We start from the raw sequence: 16836 nt of genomic DNA on the forward strand, positions 1-16836 counted from the left end.
CTGCCGCCCGCCCGCCAGCACCCGCCGCCTGACCGTCGCCCGCGCCCCCGTACTCCAAGGGGAATGAGTCCGCAGGCTGCCGCTCTGTTACCTGTGGTCTGGGGACCGGACAGAGCGGAGCATAAACTGGTTCCGGGCCCGCCCGGCCGCGATCCGCGGCGCGGTCGCAGCTCGATCTGCCGAACCCACGTCACCTGGAGTGCCTTCCGTGAAACACACCCCCCTCGACCGTGTCCCCATCCGCCGGGCCTTGATCTCGGTTTATGACAAGACCGGACTGACGGAACTGGCCCAGGGCCTCTCCGCTGCCGGCGTCAGCATCGTCTCCACCGGCTCCACCGCCAAGCAGATTGCTGCCGCGGGAGTACCCGTTACCGAGGTCGCCGAAGTCACCGGCTTCGCCGAATGCCTCGACGGCCGCGTCAAGACGCTGCACCCGCGCGTGCACGCCGGCATCCTTGCCGACCGCCGCCGGCAGGACCATAAGGACCAGCTCGAGGAACTCGGCATCGAAGCCTTCGACCTCGTGGTGGTCAACCTCTACCCGTTCGTGGAGACCGTGAAGTCCGGTGCAGCCCAGGACGACGTCGTCGAGCAGATCGATATCGGTGGCCCCTCGATGGTCCGCGCTGCAGCGAAGAACCACCCGTCGGTCGCCGTCGTCGTTGACCCGGCCAAGTACGCCGCGGTGACCACGGCCGCCGCTGAAGGCGGCTTTGACCTGAATGAACGACGCCGGCTGGCCGCCGAAGCGTTCGCCCACACCGCCGCCTATGACACGGCAGTGGCAACCTGGACGGCACAGCAGTTCGGTGACGGCACCGACGCCGGCGCCTCCTGGCCGGCCTACACCGGAATGGCCCTGGAACGCTCGGAAGTCCTGCGTTACGGCGAGAACCCGCACCAGGCCGCCGCGCTCTACGCGGACAAGGATTCGATGCCCGGTGTCGCCCAGGCTGACCAGCTGCACGGCAAGGCGATGTCCTACAACAATTACGTCGACGCCGATGCCGCCCTGCGCGCCGCCTTCGACTTTGACCAGCCGGCCGTCGCCGTCGTCAAGCACGCCAATCCCTGCGGTGTGGCCGTCGCTTCCCCGGGTGCCGCTGACCCGATTGCGAACGCGCACCTGAAGGCGCACGCCTGCGACCCGGTCTCCGCCTACGGGGGAGTCATCGCCGCCAACCGCACCGTAACCGCCGGTATGGCAGAGACGGTGAAGGACATCTTCACCGAGGTGGTCATCGCCCCGGACTTCGAGCCCGAAGCCGTGGAGATCCTCTCCCGCAAGAAGAACATCCGCCTGCTCACCCTGCCCGACGGTTACGGGCGCAACCCGGTGGAGTTCCGCCAGGTCTCCGGCGGCGTGCTGATGCAGCAGCCGGACACGGTTGAGGCTGAAGGCGACGACCCGGCCAACTGGACCCTGGCCGCGGGCGAAGCCGCGGATGAAAAGACGCTGGCCGACCTCGCCTTCGCCTGGACCGCAGTCCGCGCCGCCAAGTCCAACGCGATCCTGCTGGCCCGCGACGGAGCTTCCGTGGGCGTCGGCATGGGACAGGTCAACCGGGTGGATTCCTGCAAGCTGGCCGTTGAACGCGCCAATACCCTGGCAGGCGAGGATGATGAGCGGGCCCGCGGCGCCGTGGCGGCCTCCGACGCGTTCTTCCCGTTCGCCGACGGCCTGGAAATCCTGCTGAACGCCGGTGTCCGCGCCGTGGTCCAGCCCGGCGGCTCCGTCCGCGACGAAGAGGTGATTGCGGCGGCGAATGCTGCCGGCGTCACCATGTACTTCACCGGCGCACGCCACTTCTTCCACTAGGAAATCCCCGCCTGCCGGCCCCGCCGCAGGCCGCGCGCATGACGAATGCGCACGGCCTGCGGTTTATGGGCCGCCAATGCGCTGTGGCATAGTTGGACGAAGATACCAGACCCAAAAAAGCCGGGTCCCCGCATGCCAAAAGCCATGTCCGGACCCCCATCACACTAGGAGACCGTGTGGCTGACAAAATCAAGGTTGTGGGCTCTGTCGTAGAGCTCGACGGCGACGAGATGACACGGATCATCTGGCAGTTCATCAAGGACCGCCTGATCAACCCGTACCTGGACGTTGACCTCAAGTACTACGATCTGTCGATCCAGAACCGCGACGCCACGGATGACCAGGTCACCATTGACGCCGCCAACGCCATCAAGGAGCACGGTGTAGGCGTCAAGTGCGCGACCATCACTCCGGATGAGGCACGCGTCGAGGAATTCGGCCTGAAGAAGATGTGGGTTTCCCCGAACGGGACCATCCGCAACATCCTGGGCGGCGTCGTCTTCCGCGAACCGATCATCATCTCCAACATCCCGCGCCTGGTCCCGGGCTGGAACAAGCCGATCATCATCGGCCGCCACGCACACGGCGACCAGTACAAGGCCACCAACTTCAAGGTTCCCGGCGCCGGCACCCTGACGCTGACCTACACCCCCAAGGACGGCGGGGAAGAAATCAAGACCCAGGTTGTCACTTACGGTGACGACGGCGGCGTGGCCATGGGTATGTACAACTTCAACGACTCCATCCGCGACTTCGCCCGGGCATCCTTCGCCTACGGCCTGCAGCGGAACTACCCCGTGTACCTCTCCACGAAGAACACGATCCTGAAGGCCTACGACGGCCAGTTCAAGGACCTCTTCCAGGAAGTCTTCGACGCCGAGTTCAAGGACCAGTTCGAAGCAGCCGGCCTCACCTACGAGCACCGCCTGATCGATGACATGGTTGCCTCCGCGATGAAGTGGGAAGGCGGCTACGTCTGGGCCTGCAAGAACTACGACGGCGACGTCCAGTCCGACACCGTGGCACAGGGCTTCGGCTCGCTGGGCCTGATGACGTCCGTGCTGATGACCCCGGACGGCAAGACCGTCGAGGCTGAAGCCGCACACGGCACCGTGACCCGTCACTACCGCCAGCACCAGCAGGGCAAGCCCACCTCCACGAACCCGATCGCCTCGATCTTCGCGTGGACCCGTGGCCTGATGCACCGCGGCAAGCTGGACAACACCCCCGAGGTCACCAACTTCGCACAGACGCTGGAAGACGTCGTCATCAAGACGGTCGAATCCGGCAAGATGACCAAGGACCTGGCACTGCTGGTCGGGCCCGACCAGTCGTACCTGACCACCGAGGACTTCCTCGCCGCACTGGATGAGAACCTCAAGGCGCGCCTGGGCTAGATCCCGCACCAAGAAGTAATACAGCAGCCCCGGTCCGAAAGGACCGGGGCTGCTGTATTTATAGGTATTCCTGCGTCTCCTGGGTTTGCCGGTTAGGAGCCTGACCCGGGATTCCCGGAGCCGCCCATGCCGCCGGAAGCGGATCCCGGCGCGGCGCCCGGCGCAGTGCCCGCACCCGTACCCATGGCCCCTGAGGGCTGTGAGGACGACTCGCCCCGGATGACGTTGCCGCCGTCCGTGTAGGAGGCCGAGACCTGGATCTTCCGTGGCTTGGCCCGCTCGCTGACGGGGATGAGGACGCTCAGCACCCCGTTCTCGTACTTGGCGGAAATACCGTCAATATCAATACCCTGGCCGAGGTTCAGCTGCCGCAGGAAGCTGCCGGACTCACGCTCCCGGGTCAGCCAGGTGGTGCCTTCCGGTGCCTGGACGGTCCGCTCCGCCCGGATGGTAAGCAGCTGGCCGTCAACATCCACATCAACGGATCCCGGATCGATGCCGGGCAGGTCCGCATTCATGATGTAGTGGTCGCCCTCGCGGTACAGGTCGATCGGCATGAGCCGCAGCCGCTGCCGGGGATCCAGAAGGGCGCCTGCCATCCTGTCCAGTTCGCGGAAAGGATCGAATTTCATGGCCATTCTCATCAACTCCTTTTCACCGTCCCGCCGGGGCGGTGGATGTGTTTTTCACTAACAGAACTGAATGAATAAACGAAGGGTCGAAACTTGAGCCAACCTCGCTCAAGGATGGAAATAGGTTAGCACTCGCGCATGGAGAGTGCTAGTGCAACCCTGATTTCCCTTCCAGCTAGTCCAACGTCCACAGATGGACCGGCTCATTGCTGTGCATGTGGCGCCAGTAGCGGCGGGTCATTTCCGTCAATGCCGTCGTCCGGTCGAACCCGGCGGCCTCGAGTTTTCCGAGCATGGCAACCTGCCACGACGCACCGTTCTGCTCGCTGCGTGCCCGTTCCCCGATGACACCGAGATAGCGGGCAATACAGGCATCCTCGACACCGAGATCCCGCAGCCCGTCCGCGGCCATGGGGACAAGGTGCCGGACCACAAGCTCAGCCACGGGGATGTCCCCGATGCCTGGCCAGTAGACGGCAGCGTCCAGTCCCAGGCGGGAGCAGGCGAGGAAATTGTCCGTGGCAGTCTTGAACGCCATCCTCGTCCACAGCGGCCGGTCAGCGGTGCGCAGCGTGTGCACCAGGCCGTAGAAGAACGCGGCATTTGCGGTTACGTCCAGGACTGTGGGCCCGGCCGGCAGGGCACGGTTTTCCAGCCGCAGGTTGGGCGTGTCCGTGCCCGGGTCGTAGATCGGACGGTTCCACCGGTACACGGTGCCGTTGTGCAGGCGAAGTTCCGGCAACAGCGGCGCGCCGGACTGTGTGGAGCCCGACGTCGTTGCTGAGACCTCAGGCAGCAGGGCCGGGAAATAGCGGACGTTCTCCTCGAACAGATCGAACATGGAGGTGATCCACCGTTCGCCGAACCAGACCCTGGGCCGAACGCCTTGGTTCCGCATCTCCGGAGGCCTGGTATCGATGGCCTGTTTGAACAGCTCGATCCGGGTTTCCTGCCACAGGATGCGCTCCATGAAAATGGGGGAGTTGGCCGCCAGTGCAACCTGCGGACCCGCGATCAGCTGGGCGGCATTCCAGGCGGGGGCAAAGTCAGCCGGGCTGACCTCCAGATGCAGCTGCAGGGAGGTGCAGGCAGCTTCCGGAGCAATGTTAGCGGCGTACTGGGTGAGCGTTTCGATGCCGTGGAGCGAGAGATGCACATCCTCTCCGCGGGCTTGGAGAACCGACGTGTTAAGCGCCGCGTAACGCGCACCGGAACTGATCCAGGCATCGCCGTCGAAGACAGCCGGAGTCAGGGTAGGCAGGATCCCGACCATCAGGATGTTCGCTTCGGCTTTGGCCGCCAGCTCGTCGGCCCGGTTGAGCTGGCGCCGCAGGCTCTCTTCAAGCTCCATCAGGCCCTCGCCGCGGATGGAAAGGGCCGGATGGTTCATTTCGATGTTGAAGGCACCCATCTCGGTCTGGAACGCGGGGTCGGCTATCTGTTCCAGGACCGAGGTATTCCGGAGCGCCGGCGTGAAGTCGTCGTTGGTGAGGTTCAGTTCGAGTTCGACGCCGATGCTGGCAGAGTCCGCGAAGTCCGCGGTACCCAAAAACCCGGCGAATCTGTCCAGGTTCTCCAGCAGGCGTGCACGGTACCGGGTCCGCTGTTCGCGGCTGAAGGACTTGGAGGTGACTTCTGCGCCCATGGTTGAAGGAAACCACGGCCGTGGGAGGTTGTATAGCGTGCCGGTGGGCCTGGGGGCGAAACTACCCGGGCCCTGTTGCCCGGCGCTGGCTGCGCCTACGCTCGTGCCTGGGATCAACGGTTGGGGAGCACCGTAAAGGAGACAGATATGCAGATCGGAAAACAGCAGATCATCGATTTCCTGAAGAGCAAGGGCAGCAATGACCAGGCAAGCCACGCCGAATCTGAGTTGCCGGACCAGGTGGATACGGACAAGGACTCGGGGCTGCTGAGCAAACTGGGCGTCAATCCGCAGGACCTGATCGGGAAATTCTCCGGCGGACTGGGCGGTCTGGGCGGGGGATAGACAAACTGCAGGGTGCCCGGCCAGCGCCGGGCACCCTGCAGTTGCTTGTGGCTGGACTAAGCGGAGCCGGGGAGTTTGCCGAGCGTATGCAGGGAAGGCTGGTGACCGTCGTCGTTGGGGTAGCGGACACCCAGCTGGGCACGGACTTCGTCGAAGAGCTGCATGGTCCGCAGGGAGTCAGCCCACGGCATGGTGGGGCTTTCGGTGAGCCCTTCCTGGATGCAGCGCGTGACTTCCCGGAGCTCGTAGGTGTAGCCGTTGCCTACCTGTTGGAAGCGTTCAACCCGGGTCTCACCCAGATGCTGCTGGATCTGCAGTTCCACGGGGTTGTGCAGCGGCGCACCGGTCCGGACCCACCCCTCGCTCCCCGAGATGGTTGCGGTCCGCGGGCCGGAGGACAGCAGGGAAGAGGTCAGCTGGGCCATGGCACCGGACTCGTAGCCCAGGGTGAGGGCGTTCTGGGTGTCGACGCCGTCGCCGTTCAGCGACCCGGAAGCCTGCACCCGCTGTGGAAAGCCCAGGGCGCCGACGGCGAGGGTCAGCGGATAGATGGTGAGGTCCAGGAGTGCCCCGCCGCCGGCGGCCGGATCCCACAGCCGGCTCGCTGGATCGTACGGCGCCGGGAACCCCAGATCTGCCTGCACCCAGTTGATGGTGCCAAGTTCGCCGCCGGCGAGGATATCCCATAGCCGGTTGATGCACGGAAGGAACCGTGTCCAGACCGCTTCCATCAGGAACACCCCGCGCCGCGAGGCCACCTCCATCAGGTCTGCCATTTCCGCGGCATTAATGGTGATCGATTTTTCGCACAGCACGTGCTTGCCGGCCTCGAGTGCTTCGCGGGCGAGCTCGTAGTGCTGGGCGTGCGGCGTAGCGATGTAGACGACGTCGACGTCCGGGTCCGCAAAAAGCTGCCGGTAGCCCTTGCCCCGGGCCTCGTCGTCGTAATAACTGGCAGCGAACCCGAAGCGGTCCGCGAAGTCCACGGCGGTCGCCTGGGAACGGGAGCTGACAGCCTGCAGGACGGCGTCTTCGAGGCGGGCGATGTCCTCGGTGACTCGGCCTGCGATTCGTCCGGTGGCCACTACGCCCCACCTCAGGATGCGGCCGGTTGCCTGGACTGGGCTGGGCGCTCCTTGAAGGACACACGGCGGTGTGTGAATGTACTTCGGGGCCTTCATGGTCCTCGGCTCTCGGTCAGTGGCTTGGCCAGCTAGTGTCTCGGCAATAGAACTACCTTATGGTCCGGGCTGGCCGCTGCCCAGTCCCGAACGACTACTTTGCCGGGTCCGCGGCCGGCTGCGGGGCGTCCGGAACTGCCGGCGCAGACGGGCGGCGCTGCATCAGCGGCAGGAGCGCCGCCAGGCACATCACCGACGCAGCGAGGGTTAGGGCCCGGTAGTCGAGTACGGAGATCAGAACCGCTGCCAGCGCGGAGGAGGCTACCTGGGGAAGGCTGATCACCACCTGCGTGGCAGCGGCGGTGCGGCCCTGGAGCGAGGAAGGGGTTTCGGATTGGCGCAGCGTGTTGAAGGAGACCACGGCCAGGGAGACACCGGTACCGGCAAGGGCAACCGCCAGGAAAAACAGTGGAACGGAGGCGGTGGCCAGCAGGGGGATTCCAAGGGCGAAAACCGCAATTCCGATCCGCAGGCACCAGGACAAGCCGATCCGGCGGATAACTGCCGCCGCGGACAGCCCGCCAATGATCGCGAACACGCCCTGGACGCTTGCGAGCACACTGATGAACTCCGGCGGCAGCCCGGCACCCTGGTCCACGGCGGCGAATTCAGTGACGTTCAGGGCTCCGGCGCCGCAGACCAGGATCACGATCGCCAGCGTGGCGGTGCGCAGGACCCGGTGGCGGGCCAGGAACACCGCACCGGCCACCGACTCTGTCCAGAACCCTGGCCGGCTGTGCGGAGCAGCCCGGACAACGGAGGTCGGCAGGCCGGCGAGGACAAGCGCGGAGGCCGCGAAACAGCAGACGGTCAGCACAACGATCGGGGCCATGCCCCACAGCGCAAACAACCCGGCGCCCAGCAGCGGGGAAACGATCCGCAGGCCCTGGTCGATGCTGGTCAGCAGCCCGTTGCCGGGTGCCAGCAGGCGTGGTTCCAGCAAATCCTTGAGCAGTCCCGACTGCGCGGCGGAGGTGAGGTAGGAGCCGGTGCCGTACAGGAACATCACCGGATAGATCAGCCACGCCATTGCTGCGTCGCTGACAAGCAGCAGCGGGAGGACGACGGCGGCAGAGCCCGCGTTGGCCGCCACGAGCAGTCCGCGCCGGGGGAGGTGGTCGGCGAGCCACCCGGTCACCGGTGCCAGGAGGGCGGGCAGGCCCAGGCAGGCAAACACGAGCCCGGCCGCGGCATCGCTGCCGGTCAGGTGCTTCATCCATACGGCGGCCGTGAGGTAGAGGGCCGAGTCGGCGAAGTTGGTAAAAACCCAAGCGGCAGACAGGCGTCGGAACGCGGGCACGGACAGGGCCTGACGGTTGGTGCCTGCCCCGGCTGTGTCCGGGCGGCTGGTCATGGTGTGCCCGGGGGAGGGGTGGGCTCAAAGTTGGTCACGCTGAAGTAGTGGACCTCACGGCTTCCAGCCGGACGCAGCGCCGGGTCGGTGCGGCGGGGAGCCAAGCGGTCCAGGAGAGCCATAATCTCTTCGCGGAGTGCTTTCAGCTCAGCGGGTGTGGCGTAGAAAGTGCTTTTGAGGATTGACGCGGCGTCCACGTCTTCGGGGTCCAGTTCACCGGATGTCCGGGCCCAGTCCATGATCCGTTCGGCCTCCCGGGCGACCAGGAGGCCGGACAGTGCTGCCAGGGCGTGCTGTGAGCCAGGAACCGTGGGGTCAACCGAATGGGTGCGGCTTTGCCGCGGTGACCGCCAGGGCTTTTCACGGCCCGGCTGCTGCACCTGCTCGATGTAGCCGTGCTTCGCGAGGATCCGGAGATGGTAGGAGCAGCTGGCTACGGACGTGCTGGTCGCAGCAGCACATTGCGTGGCCGTGCCCTCCGGAACCTTGTCCAGATAGTCCAGCAGGGCCAACCGAAGTGGATGTGCCAGGGCTCGAATACGGACCGGATCGGATATCTCAGCGGTGCGTCCGGGGGTGGACGGGCCGGGGCCGGATGGTTCTGTCTGCTCGGTCATGCACCCATCCTGTGTGCTAAAGACTTCTTTAGCAAGGGTTCTTTAGAAATGATTGCCTGAGCCATAGCAAAGAGTTTCCGGAACTGCTGCTGAACCTGCGAAAGTGCGGTCCGGACATGGAAAAGCCCGGACACCCTCGGAAAAGGGTGCCCGGGCTGTTCTTGAAGGGTTACTTGACCAGCGCGGAGAGCGTCGGATCGTTGGCGTACGCCTCGGCAGCGTTTTCCTTGGTCACGATCTGCGGTTCGAGCAGGTAGGCGGGAACCACCTTGACGCCGTTGTCGTAGGACTCGTCGTCGTTGATTTCGAGTTCGTCGCCGGCACCGAGGCCCTTCACCATTTCGATGGAGTGGTCCACGAGGGCTCGGGTGTCCTTGTTGATGGTGGAGTACTGGATGCCGTCCATGATGGACTTCACCGACTCAACCTCGGAGTCCTGGCCGGTCACGACCGGAACCGGCTTGCCGGCAGCGGAGACAGAGGTCAGGATGGCACGGGCCAGCGTGTCGTTGGGGGAGAGGACGCCGTCGAGCTCTTCGGTGCCGTAGGAACCCGAGAGCAGAGTATCCATGCGCTTCTGGGCGTTCTCTGCCTTCCAGCCCTGGGTGACGGCCTGGTTGAACTCGGTCTGGCCGGACACAATGTTCAGGTTGCCCGATTCGATCTCAGGCTGCAGGACGTCCATGGCTCCGTCGAAGAAGACCTGGGCGTTGGCATCGTCGGGGGACCCGGCGAAGAGCTCGATGTTGTAGGGGCCTTCGGGCTTGTTGGCCTTCATTCCGTCCAGCAGCGCCTGGCCCTGCAGCTGGCCCACCTTGAAGTTGTCATATGCCACGTAGTAGTCGACGTTCTCGGTGTTCGTCAGCAGCCGGTCGTAGGCGATGACGGTGATGCCGGCGTCCTTGGCTTCCTGCAGCTGCGAGCCGAGCTGGGCGCCGTCGATGGCCCCGACCACCAGGACCTTGACACCGTTGGTGATCATGGAGCTGATCTGGTTCTGCTGCTCCGATACGCCGCCGTTGGCGAACTGGACCTGCGGCTTGTAACCGGCTTCGGTCAGTCCGTCGTTGAACAGGCCTTCGGCAAGGACCCAGTTTTCCGAGGTCTTCTGCGGCAGTGCCACACCGATTGCCGAGCCTTCTTCGAAGCCGGCAGCCTCACCTGACGTGGTTTCGTCGGAACGGCCGCATGCTGACAGCGACAGTGCTGCCACCGTCGCGACAACGGCGATTGACTTTGCGATCTTGCGCATGGTGCTCTCTTTCGGGATTGGTGGTGCTGGGGTGGAGCGGACGGGTAGTGCGGAACAACGGGCCGGAAGCGCTAGGCATCCGTTCCGATGGTGGACTTCGTCCCGGTGGGCATCTCGGGCTTGGGATTGACCGGCGGCGAAACAACAGGTTTGCCGGCTTTGCCGCCGAAGTTCCGGGTTATCAGGCCGACTATTGAGGGCTTGCCCTGGCTCTTGTTCCAGACATCGAGGGCGACGGCTACGAGCAGGACCAGGCCCTTGATGATGGAGGTACGGTCGGCTCCGATGCCCAGCAGCTGCAGTCCGTTGTTCAGGACTGCCATCACGAGGCCCCCGACGACCGAGCCGACGACGGTGCCGACGCCGCCGGAAACTGCTGCGCCGCCAATGAACACGGCAGCAATGGCGTCCAGTTCCCAGCCGGTCCCGTCAAACGGGCCGGAAGCAGTGGAACGGGCAACGAAGATCATGCCGGCCAGGGACGCCAGGATGGACATGTTCATCATGACGAGGAAGTTGACCTTCTTGCTCTGCACGCCGGAGAGTTCAGCCGCGTGCAGATTGCCGCCCACCGCGTAGACATGGCGGCCGATCACCGTCTTGGTGGAGATGAAAACGTAGAAAATCACCAGGACGCACAGGATGATGCCGGAGATCGGAAAGGAGGTTCCCGGCCGCCCGGTGGAGAAGAGGTATGTCGCGTAGAGGATGGCAGCGACGAGCAGGCCGGTTTTGACCACCGAAACCCAGACCGGCGGATTGACGGATCCGATCTTTGCGGTCTTGGCCCGGCGGCGGATCTCGCCCACGATGACCACCGCTGCCAGCAGCAGGCCGAGCAGCAGCGTGAGGTTGTTGAACCCGGTGTCCGGGCCGATTTCCCAAAGGTATCCGGCACCAATGACCTGGAAATCCTGGGGCACGGGAACGGTGTTGGACTGGCCGACCCACTGGTTGGCTCCGCGGAAGATCAGCATGCCCGCGAGGGTCACGATGAAGGCGGGTATGCCCACATAGGCCACCCAGATTCCCTGCCAGGCTCCGATGGCGGCACCGATCAGCAGGCCCAGCAGGACCCCGGCGTACCAGGGCAGTCCCCAGTCCCGCATGGCCATCGCCACGAGGATGCCGGTAAATGCCGCCACGGAGCCGACCGAGAGGTCGATGTGGCCAGCGATGATCACAAAGACCATACCGACCGCGAGGATCAGGATGTAGGAGTTGCCGTTGAACAGGTTGATCATGTTCGTCGGCGTCAGGGTCTTGCCGCCCGTGAGCCACTGGAACAGGGCGATGAGGACAACGAGGGCAAAGATCATGCCGAACTGGCGGCCGTTGCCGCTCAGGAGCGCTTTGAGTGCTTTCATGAGAGGGGTCCTTGAGTGGCGTAGGTTTGCTTGCCGGCCGAGGTCATGAGCCTCATGAGGTTCTCCTGGCTGGCCTCGGCCTTGGCGAGCTCGCCGGTGATGGCGCCTTCGAAAATGGTGTAGATGCGGTCGGAGAGACCCAGGAGCTCGGGCAGCTCCGAGGAGATGACGATCACGCCCTTGCCCTGGTTGGCGAGCTGCTGGATGATCCCGTAGATCTCGAATTTGGCGCCCACATCGATGCCGCGGGTCGGCTCGTCAAGAATCAGCAGGTCCGGGTCGGTGAACATCCATTTGGACAGGACCACCTTCTGCTGGTTCCCGCCGGAGAGCTTGGCAACACCTTCATCCACGCTGGGGGCCTTGGTCCGCAGGCTTTTGCGGTATTCCTCGGCGTACCGGTATTCCTCGTCCTTGTCGACGACCAGTCCCTTGGTGATTTTCTGCAGGTTTGCCGCGACGGTGGTGGCCTTGATGTCATCGAGCAGGTTCAGGCCCAGGCTCTTGCGGTCCTCGGTGACATAGGCCAGGCCGTGGTCGATAGCCTGGGTAACGGTCCTGAGTGTGACCTCCCGGCCGTCCTTGAAGATCTGGCCGCTGATGAAGTTCCCGTAGGAGCGTCCGAAGAGTGAACGCGCCAGCTCGGTGCGGCCCGCGCCCATGAGGCCGGCAAAACCAACGATTTCCCCGCGGCGGACCTGGAAGTTTGAGCCCTTGCAGACGAGCCGGTCCGGCACAGTGGGGTGCCCGACGGTCCAGCCGCGCACATCGAAGAAAACTTCGCCGATGTGGGGTGTGTGGTCCGGGAAGCGGGATTCGAGTGAACGCCCAACCATGCCCTTGATGATCCGGTCTTCATCGGCGCCGTCCTTGGCAACGTCAATTGTCTCAATCGATTTGCCGTCGCGGATGATCGTGATGGAGTCGGCGATCTGCTCAATTTCGTTCAATTTATGCGAAATCATGATGCAGGAGACTCCCTTGGAGCGCAGGCCTGACATCAAATCGAGCAGGTGCTGGGAATCGGATTCGTTCAGGGCGGCTGTTGGTTCATCAAGAATAAGGAGCTTGACGCTCTTGCTCAGTGCCTTGGCAATTTCGACGAGCTGCTGCTTGCCCACCCCGATGTCCTTGATCGGAGTAGTGGGATCTTCCTCCAGGCCCACCCGGGCCATAAGCTCTGTCGCCGCAAGATTAGCCTTGTCCCAGTCGATGATTCCGAAACGCTGCGGTTCATTGCCGAGGAAGATATTCTCCGCAATGGACAGCTCTGGGATCAGGGCCAGTTCCTGGTGGATGATGACGATCCCGGCGGCTTCCGATGAGCGAATGTCCTTGAACTGGACTTCTTTGCCCTGGAAAAAGATGCCGCCGGTGTAGGTGCCATACGGATGCACCCCGGAGAGGACCTTCATGAGCGTCGATTTTCCCGCACCGTTTTCGCCGCAGATCGCGTGTATTTCGCCGGATTGGACGGTAATCGAAACCTCGGAGAGGGCCTTGACCCCAGGAAATTCCTTGGTAATGGAACGCATTTCCAGGATGGTGTGGTTAGCGGGCATCCGCAAAATCCCTGCCGCAGGGGCAATGGACGCTGCGCGTTCCAATTGCCCGAACTGCAACTGCTGCCTGCATGAGTGCCTCCCAATGTGACTTCTTTGTCTTTCAGGGTCTTTCCGGGACCCCGTGACGGGGTCGATAAGGAAGTAAACTCTCTTCCTTCACTTGCCGTCAAGTCTTGAACATAAGCGCAGTGAAATTGTTCATAAATATGCGTTGTAATTCAGTTCAGCGTCAGGGTACTGCACCGGCTTGCGCCAGTACCAGCGAGGCCGCACCCAACGCCTCGGCCCGATCGCCGAGGGAGGACATGGTGAGCGTGGTGGTCTCCCCGATCAGTGGGACGGCATGCCGGAGCAGGCCCCGGCGAATGGGGTTGAGGAAGCTGTTTCCCAAGCCGGTCAGTGAACCACCCACCACAACCACTTCGGGGTTCAGCGCATTCGCGAGTCCTGCCACGGTCCGGCCGATGGCCATGCCGGCGTCGTCCACCACCCGCAGCGTGGCTGGATCCCCGGCCGCCGCCTGGCGGATGATGTCCGCAGCGCTGACCGGCTCCGCCGCGGCCCGGCTTAGCAGGTCAATCATTGTTGAGGTGGACGCAACCGTTTCCAGGCAGCCCCGGTTGCCGCAGCGGCAGAGGAGGCCCTGATCGGTGACCGTGGCATGGCCGATCTCCCCGGTGATCCCGACGTGTCCGTAGAACAGGGAGCCGTTGATCAGCAGTCCGGCACCGATGCCGGAGGCCACTTTGACGAAGATCAGGTTCTCGCAGCCTCCGTGCGGGCCCCACGTCACCTGGGCTAGCGCGCCGAGGTTGGCATCGTTGTCGATGAAGACCGGAACCTGCAGTTTGGCGGCGAGGTCCTCGCGCATATTGATGCCCACCCATTCGGGCAGGATTGCCCCCGGCGCCACGGTTGCGGTTCTACGGTCAATCGGGCCGGGGATGCCGACGCCGGCGCCAAGCACCCGGTGCCGCTCCACATCCGCCTCCGCGAGGACACGGTTGAAAAGGCCGGCCGCCGCGTCCATGCCTTCGCCGGCGGCGTGGCCAAGCGGCAGGGGAATTGAGGCCTCGCCGAGGATCCGGTAGCCAAGGGTGGACAGGATTACGCGGACGTGACGGCGGCCGATGTCGATTCCAGCAGCGACGGCGCCGGTGTCCCTGAGCCGGACGGAGAGGGCACGCCGGCCGGAGCTGGTGGTGGGCTCGGTGTCCACCAGGCCGGTCTCGCTCATCTGGCGCACGATATTGGAAATGGTTGCGCTCGAGAGTCCGGTCACCCGTGAAAGCCCGGCCTGCGTCTGCGGCCCGCCGGCCAGCAACGCCTCGATAATGCGCTGCTGGTTGCGGGCGCGGAGAGCGGTCTGGGAACCCGGGTCGCTGCGGCGCCGGCCAGCGGAGAGAGCCCTCATCGTTGAGGGTGATTCGGCGGACATGGTGTTCAGAGTGCTATATGGACTCCATGTCGTCAAGAAATGAACACAGTTCTGTTGTACGCATTCAATTCTTGCCGTCAGGGTTTAGCCGATGGCTTCCCGATGCTCGGCTGCGGTTTCCAGATAATGCTCGGCGTTTCGCTGGACCGAGGCGAACTCCTCGTCGGTAAGTGTGCGCCGGACCTTCGCTGGCACTCCGGCGACGAGGGAACGCGGCGGAACCTGCGTGCCCTCCAGGACCAGGGCTCCGGCGGCTACCAGCGAACCGGCCCCGATCACGGCACCATTCATGATCGTGGCGCTCATGCCGACCAGGCAGTCGTCTTCCACCGTGCAGCCGTGAACGACGGCGTTGTGCCCAACGCTCACCCGTTCGCCAACGGTCGTGGGAAAACCTGGATCAGCGTGCAGCACAACGTTGTCCTGCAGGTTCGTCCCTGCCCCGACCCGGATCGAATTGGAATCACCGCGGACACAGACGCCGTAGAAGGCGCTGGCTCCCGGTCCAAGTTCGACGTCGCCGATCAGCGACGCGGTCGGAGCTAAGAACACGGTGGGGTCGATAACGGGCGTTTTACCGCGGAAGGGAACGATGTGAGCCATGCGACCACTGTAACGGGGCCGGCCGGCAGCGCAGGCGCAGCCCTAGTTGAAGACGATAGTGCGCCGGCCATCGAGCAGGACGCGGTGCTCGGCGTGCCACTGGACCGCCTTGACCAGGGTGCGTCCCTCGACTCCGGCCCCCAGCGCGGCCAGACGCGCTGCCGTCCGGGAGTGGTCCGCGCGGATGACTTCCTGTTCGATGATCGGACCCTCATCCAGGTCTGCGGTGACGTAGTGGGCCGTGGCGCCGATCAGCTTCACGCCGCGGGTGTGGGCCTGATGGTAGGGGCGGGCCCCCTTGAACGAGGGAAGGAAGGAATGGTGGATGTTGATGGCCCGGCCGGAGAGTTCCTCGCACAGCTCGTTGCTGAGGATCTGCATGTAGCGGGCCAGGACAACCAGTTCGATGTCCAGTTCCGCCATCAGCGCACGCAGCTGGTCTTCGGCTGCCTGCTTCGTGTCCGCGGAGACGGGGATGTGGTGGAACGGAACTCCGTAAAACTCCGCCAGTCCGGCCAGGTCGGTGTGGTTGGAGACGATCGCTGGAATCTCGATCGGCAGGTTTCCGGCACGCTGCTGGAAAAGCAGGTCATTGAGGCAGTGCCCGTCCTTGGACGCCATGATCAGGGTGCGGACCGGTGCCCCGGAGCGGTGCAGTTCCCACTCCATGCCGAATTCACCTGCAACCGCCTCGATGCGGGAACGCGTTGCCTCGTAAGGGCCCGGCGCCGTGAAATCCACCCGCATAAAAAAGGAGCCGGTGTCCGGGCTGCCGTACTGCTGTGATTCGGTGATGTTTCCTTCCACGGCGGCGAGGGCCCCGGAAACAGCGTGCACAATTCCCGGTCGGTCGGCGCAGGAAAGCGTCAGCGTGTAGGACTCCGGAGTGGATTTGGTCGTTGCCGGCAGTCCGGCGGAAGCATTTGCGGTCACCCGAACAAGGTTACCGCCCGGAGGTAGCTGGCCTACGCTGGGTGAATGGACGTTACTTTCGCCCCGCTGTCCGACAAAGACGACGAAGAGCTGGTGAGGTTCCTGACCACCAACCGCTTCCCGTTCCACCTCATCACGGAGCCGTCCGCGGACCTGGTCCGCAGGCTGCTGCTTGAGGGCAGGTTCGAATCCGACGATGTGCGCACATTCTGGGTTTACGGCGGAAACCAGCGCCTGGGCCTGGTGATCCTTGAAGACCTGGACAAGGACTGCGGCATATTCGATCTTCGGCTGGTGGAAGGACACCGCGGCGAGGGCAAAGGCGTGCCAGTGCTGCAGGCGCTGACCGGCAAGGTCTTCACGGACTATCCGGGCCTGCGCCGCCTCGCCGGGAAAACCCGGGAGGACAACATCGCGATGCGCAAGACCCTGCTGCGCTCCGGCTTTGTGAAGGAAGCCCATATCCGCGAGGACTGGCCGCTTGACGACGGGCGGCGGATTGCGTCGGTAACCTATGGGCGGCTGCGTTCGGACTGGGAAGCCGGAACCGTCACCTCCTTCGACTGGGAAGACCTTGCTGCACCCGCCCCGGGGAAGGGGCCTGGCCAGGAACCGTCCGCGCGGTAACCGAACCGCTCGGTAACTGAACCGCGCTGTAACTGCGCGCTAACATGGTTAAGTCGCA

At 64.2% G+C, this 16836-nt stretch carries 15 protein-coding genes; 4 read left to right on the forward strand and 11 right to left on the reverse strand.

Annotated features, from left to right (window positions below):
• The first annotated feature begins 208 nt into the window (after window positions 1-208).
• Both purH and RTN46_RS02330 read left to right on the forward strand, forming a co-directional pair.
• A complete protein-coding gene (gene purH, locus RTN46_RS02325) occupies window positions 209-1822 on the forward strand; it encodes a bifunctional phosphoribosylaminoimidazolecarboxamide formyltransferase/IMP cyclohydrolase (RefSeq protein WP_312178816.1) in 1614 nt (537 codons plus the stop codon).
• Between the two features lie 176 nt (window positions 1823-1998).
• Window positions 1999-3219: an NADP-dependent isocitrate dehydrogenase gene (locus RTN46_RS02330; protein ID WP_312178817.1), complete on the forward strand. Its 1221-nt coding sequence runs from the start codon at window positions 1999-2001 to the stop codon at window positions 3217-3219.
• Between the two features lie 92 nt (window positions 3220-3311).
• On the opposite strand, the gene RTN46_RS02335 is transcribed toward RTN46_RS02330, so the two are convergent.
• Together RTN46_RS02335 and RTN46_RS02340 are read right to left on the reverse strand one after the other, a co-directional pair.
• Entirely contained in the window at window positions 3312-3857 is a 546-nt protein-coding gene (locus RTN46_RS02335; RefSeq protein WP_312178818.1) for an Hsp20/alpha crystallin family protein, read from the reverse strand.
• Between the two features lie 169 nt (window positions 3858-4026).
• The gene (locus RTN46_RS02340) at window positions 4027-5496 is read right to left on the reverse strand and encodes a glutamate--cysteine ligase (RefSeq protein WP_312178819.1); all 1470 of its coding nucleotides are present in this window, start codon (window positions 5494-5496) and stop codon (window positions 4027-4029) included.
• 147 nt (window positions 5497-5643) lie between these two features.
• On the opposite strand from RTN46_RS02340, the gene RTN46_RS02345 reads away from it, so the two are divergent.
• Window positions 5644-5841: a hypothetical protein gene (locus tag RTN46_RS02345; protein WP_312178820.1), complete on the forward strand. Its 198-nt coding sequence runs from the start codon at window positions 5644-5646 to the stop codon at window positions 5839-5841.
• A 56-nt stretch (window positions 5842-5897) separates the two neighbouring features.
• Here RTN46_RS02345 and RTN46_RS02350 read toward each other — a convergent pair whose 3' ends face one another.
• The 9 genes from RTN46_RS02350 to purU all read right to left on the reverse strand — a co-directional run bounded on the left by RTN46_RS02350 (window position 5898) and on the right by purU (window position 16151).
• Window positions 5898-7022 carry a Gfo/Idh/MocA family oxidoreductase gene (locus RTN46_RS02350; protein ID WP_312178821.1) on the reverse strand — a complete coding sequence of 375 codons (1125 nt, stop codon included), beginning with the start codon at window positions 7020-7022 and terminating at the stop codon, window positions 5898-5900.
• Window positions 7023-7116: 94 nt separating this feature from the next.
• Complete coding sequence (locus RTN46_RS02355) at window positions 7117-8376, reverse strand: MFS transporter (protein ID WP_312178822.1); 1260 nt, start codon at window positions 8374-8376, stop codon at window positions 7117-7119.
• On the reverse strand, window positions 8373-8993 hold the full coding sequence (locus RTN46_RS02360) for a helix-turn-helix domain-containing protein (RefSeq protein WP_312178823.1): 621 nt from the start codon (window positions 8991-8993) through the stop codon (window positions 8373-8375). Before RTN46_RS02360 ends, RTN46_RS02355 begins: the two co-directional genes overlap by 4 nt.
• A 169-nt stretch (window positions 8994-9162) precedes the next feature.
• Complete coding sequence (locus RTN46_RS02365; protein WP_312178824.1) at window positions 9163-10245, reverse strand: substrate-binding domain-containing protein; 1083 nt, start codon at window positions 10243-10245, stop codon at window positions 9163-9165.
• A 71-nt stretch (window positions 10246-10316) separates the two neighbouring features.
• Window positions 10317-11612 (reverse strand): multiple monosaccharide ABC transporter permease, encoded by a 1296-nt coding sequence (gene mmsB / locus RTN46_RS02370; RefSeq protein WP_312178825.1) that lies wholly within the window; start codon window positions 11610-11612, stop codon window positions 10317-10319.
• The gene (gene mmsA, locus RTN46_RS02375) at window positions 11609-13174 is read right to left on the reverse strand and encodes a multiple monosaccharide ABC transporter ATP-binding protein (protein ID WP_312178826.1); all 1566 of its coding nucleotides are present in this window, start codon (window positions 13172-13174) and stop codon (window positions 11609-11611) included. Before mmsA ends, mmsB begins: the two co-directional genes overlap by 4 nt.
• 232 nt (window positions 13175-13406) lie before the next feature.
• Window positions 13407-14615: an ROK family transcriptional regulator gene (locus tag RTN46_RS02380; RefSeq protein WP_312178827.1), complete on the reverse strand. Its 1209-nt coding sequence runs from the start codon at window positions 14613-14615 to the stop codon at window positions 13407-13409.
• 84 nt (window positions 14616-14699) lie between these two features.
• Entirely contained in the window at window positions 14700-15218 is a 519-nt protein-coding gene (locus RTN46_RS02385; RefSeq protein ID WP_312178828.1) for a gamma carbonic anhydrase family protein, read from the reverse strand.
• 42 nt (window positions 15219-15260) lie between these two features.
• Window positions 15261-16151, reverse strand: a complete 891-nt coding sequence (gene purU / locus RTN46_RS02390) for a formyltetrahydrofolate deformylase (RefSeq protein WP_312178829.1) — start codon at window positions 16149-16151, stop codon at window positions 15261-15263.
• A gap of 45 nt (window positions 16152-16196) precedes the next feature.
• Between purU and RTN46_RS02395 the strand changes: the two genes are divergently transcribed.
• Window positions 16197-16778 (forward strand): GNAT family protein, encoded by a 582-nt coding sequence (locus tag RTN46_RS02395; RefSeq protein ID WP_312178830.1) that lies wholly within the window; start codon window positions 16197-16199, stop codon window positions 16776-16778.
• The last annotated feature ends 58 nt before the right edge of the window (window positions 16779-16836 follow it).

Origin of the sequence: Arthrobacter sp., from assembly GCF_031988865.1 — a bacterium.
Classification (GTDB): domain Bacteria; phylum Actinomycetota; class Actinomycetes; order Actinomycetales; family Micrococcaceae; genus Arthrobacter_B.

Bases quoted from the DNA above. Each gene is read 5' to 3' on its own strand.
- RTN46_RS02335 (WP_312178818.1), bottom strand. From the start codon at position 3,857: ATGGCCATGAAATTCGATCCTTTCCGCGAACTGGACAGGATGGCAGGC.
- RTN46_RS02340 (WP_312178819.1), bottom strand. From the start codon at position 5,496: ATGGGCGCAGAAGTCACCTCCAAGTCCTTCAGCCGCGAACAGCGGACC.
- RTN46_RS02345 (WP_312178820.1), top strand. From the start codon at position 5,644: ATGCAGATCGGAAAACAGCAGATCATCGATTTCCTGAAGAGCAAGGGC.
- RTN46_RS02350 (WP_312178821.1), bottom strand. From the start codon at position 7,022: ATGAAGGCCCCGAAGTACATTCACACACCGCCGTGTGTCCTTCAAGGA.
- RTN46_RS02355 (WP_312178822.1), bottom strand. From the start codon at position 8,376: ATGACCAGCCGCCCGGACACAGCCGGGGCAGGCACCAACCGTCAGGCC.
- RTN46_RS02360 (WP_312178823.1), bottom strand. From the start codon at position 8,993: ATGACCGAGCAGACAGAACCATCCGGCCCCGGCCCGTCCACCCCCGGA.
- RTN46_RS02365 (WP_312178824.1), bottom strand. From the start codon at position 10,245: ATGCGCAAGATCGCAAAGTCAATCGCCGTTGTCGCGACGGTGGCAGCA.
- mmsB (WP_312178825.1), bottom strand. From the start codon at position 11,612: ATGAAAGCACTCAAAGCGCTCCTGAGCGGCAACGGCCGCCAGTTCGGC.
- mmsA (WP_312178826.1), bottom strand. From the start codon at position 13,174: ATGCCCGCTAACCACACCATCCTGGAAATGCGTTCCATTACCAAGGAA.
- RTN46_RS02380 (WP_312178827.1), bottom strand. From the start codon at position 14,615: ATGTCCGCCGAATCACCCTCAACGATGAGGGCTCTCTCCGCTGGCCGG.
- RTN46_RS02385 (WP_312178828.1), bottom strand. From the start codon at position 15,218: ATGGCTCACATCGTTCCCTTCCGCGGTAAAACGCCCGTTATCGACCCC.
- RTN46_RS02395 (WP_312178830.1), top strand. From the start codon at position 16,197: ATGGACGTTACTTTCGCCCCGCTGTCCGACAAAGACGACGAAGAGCTG.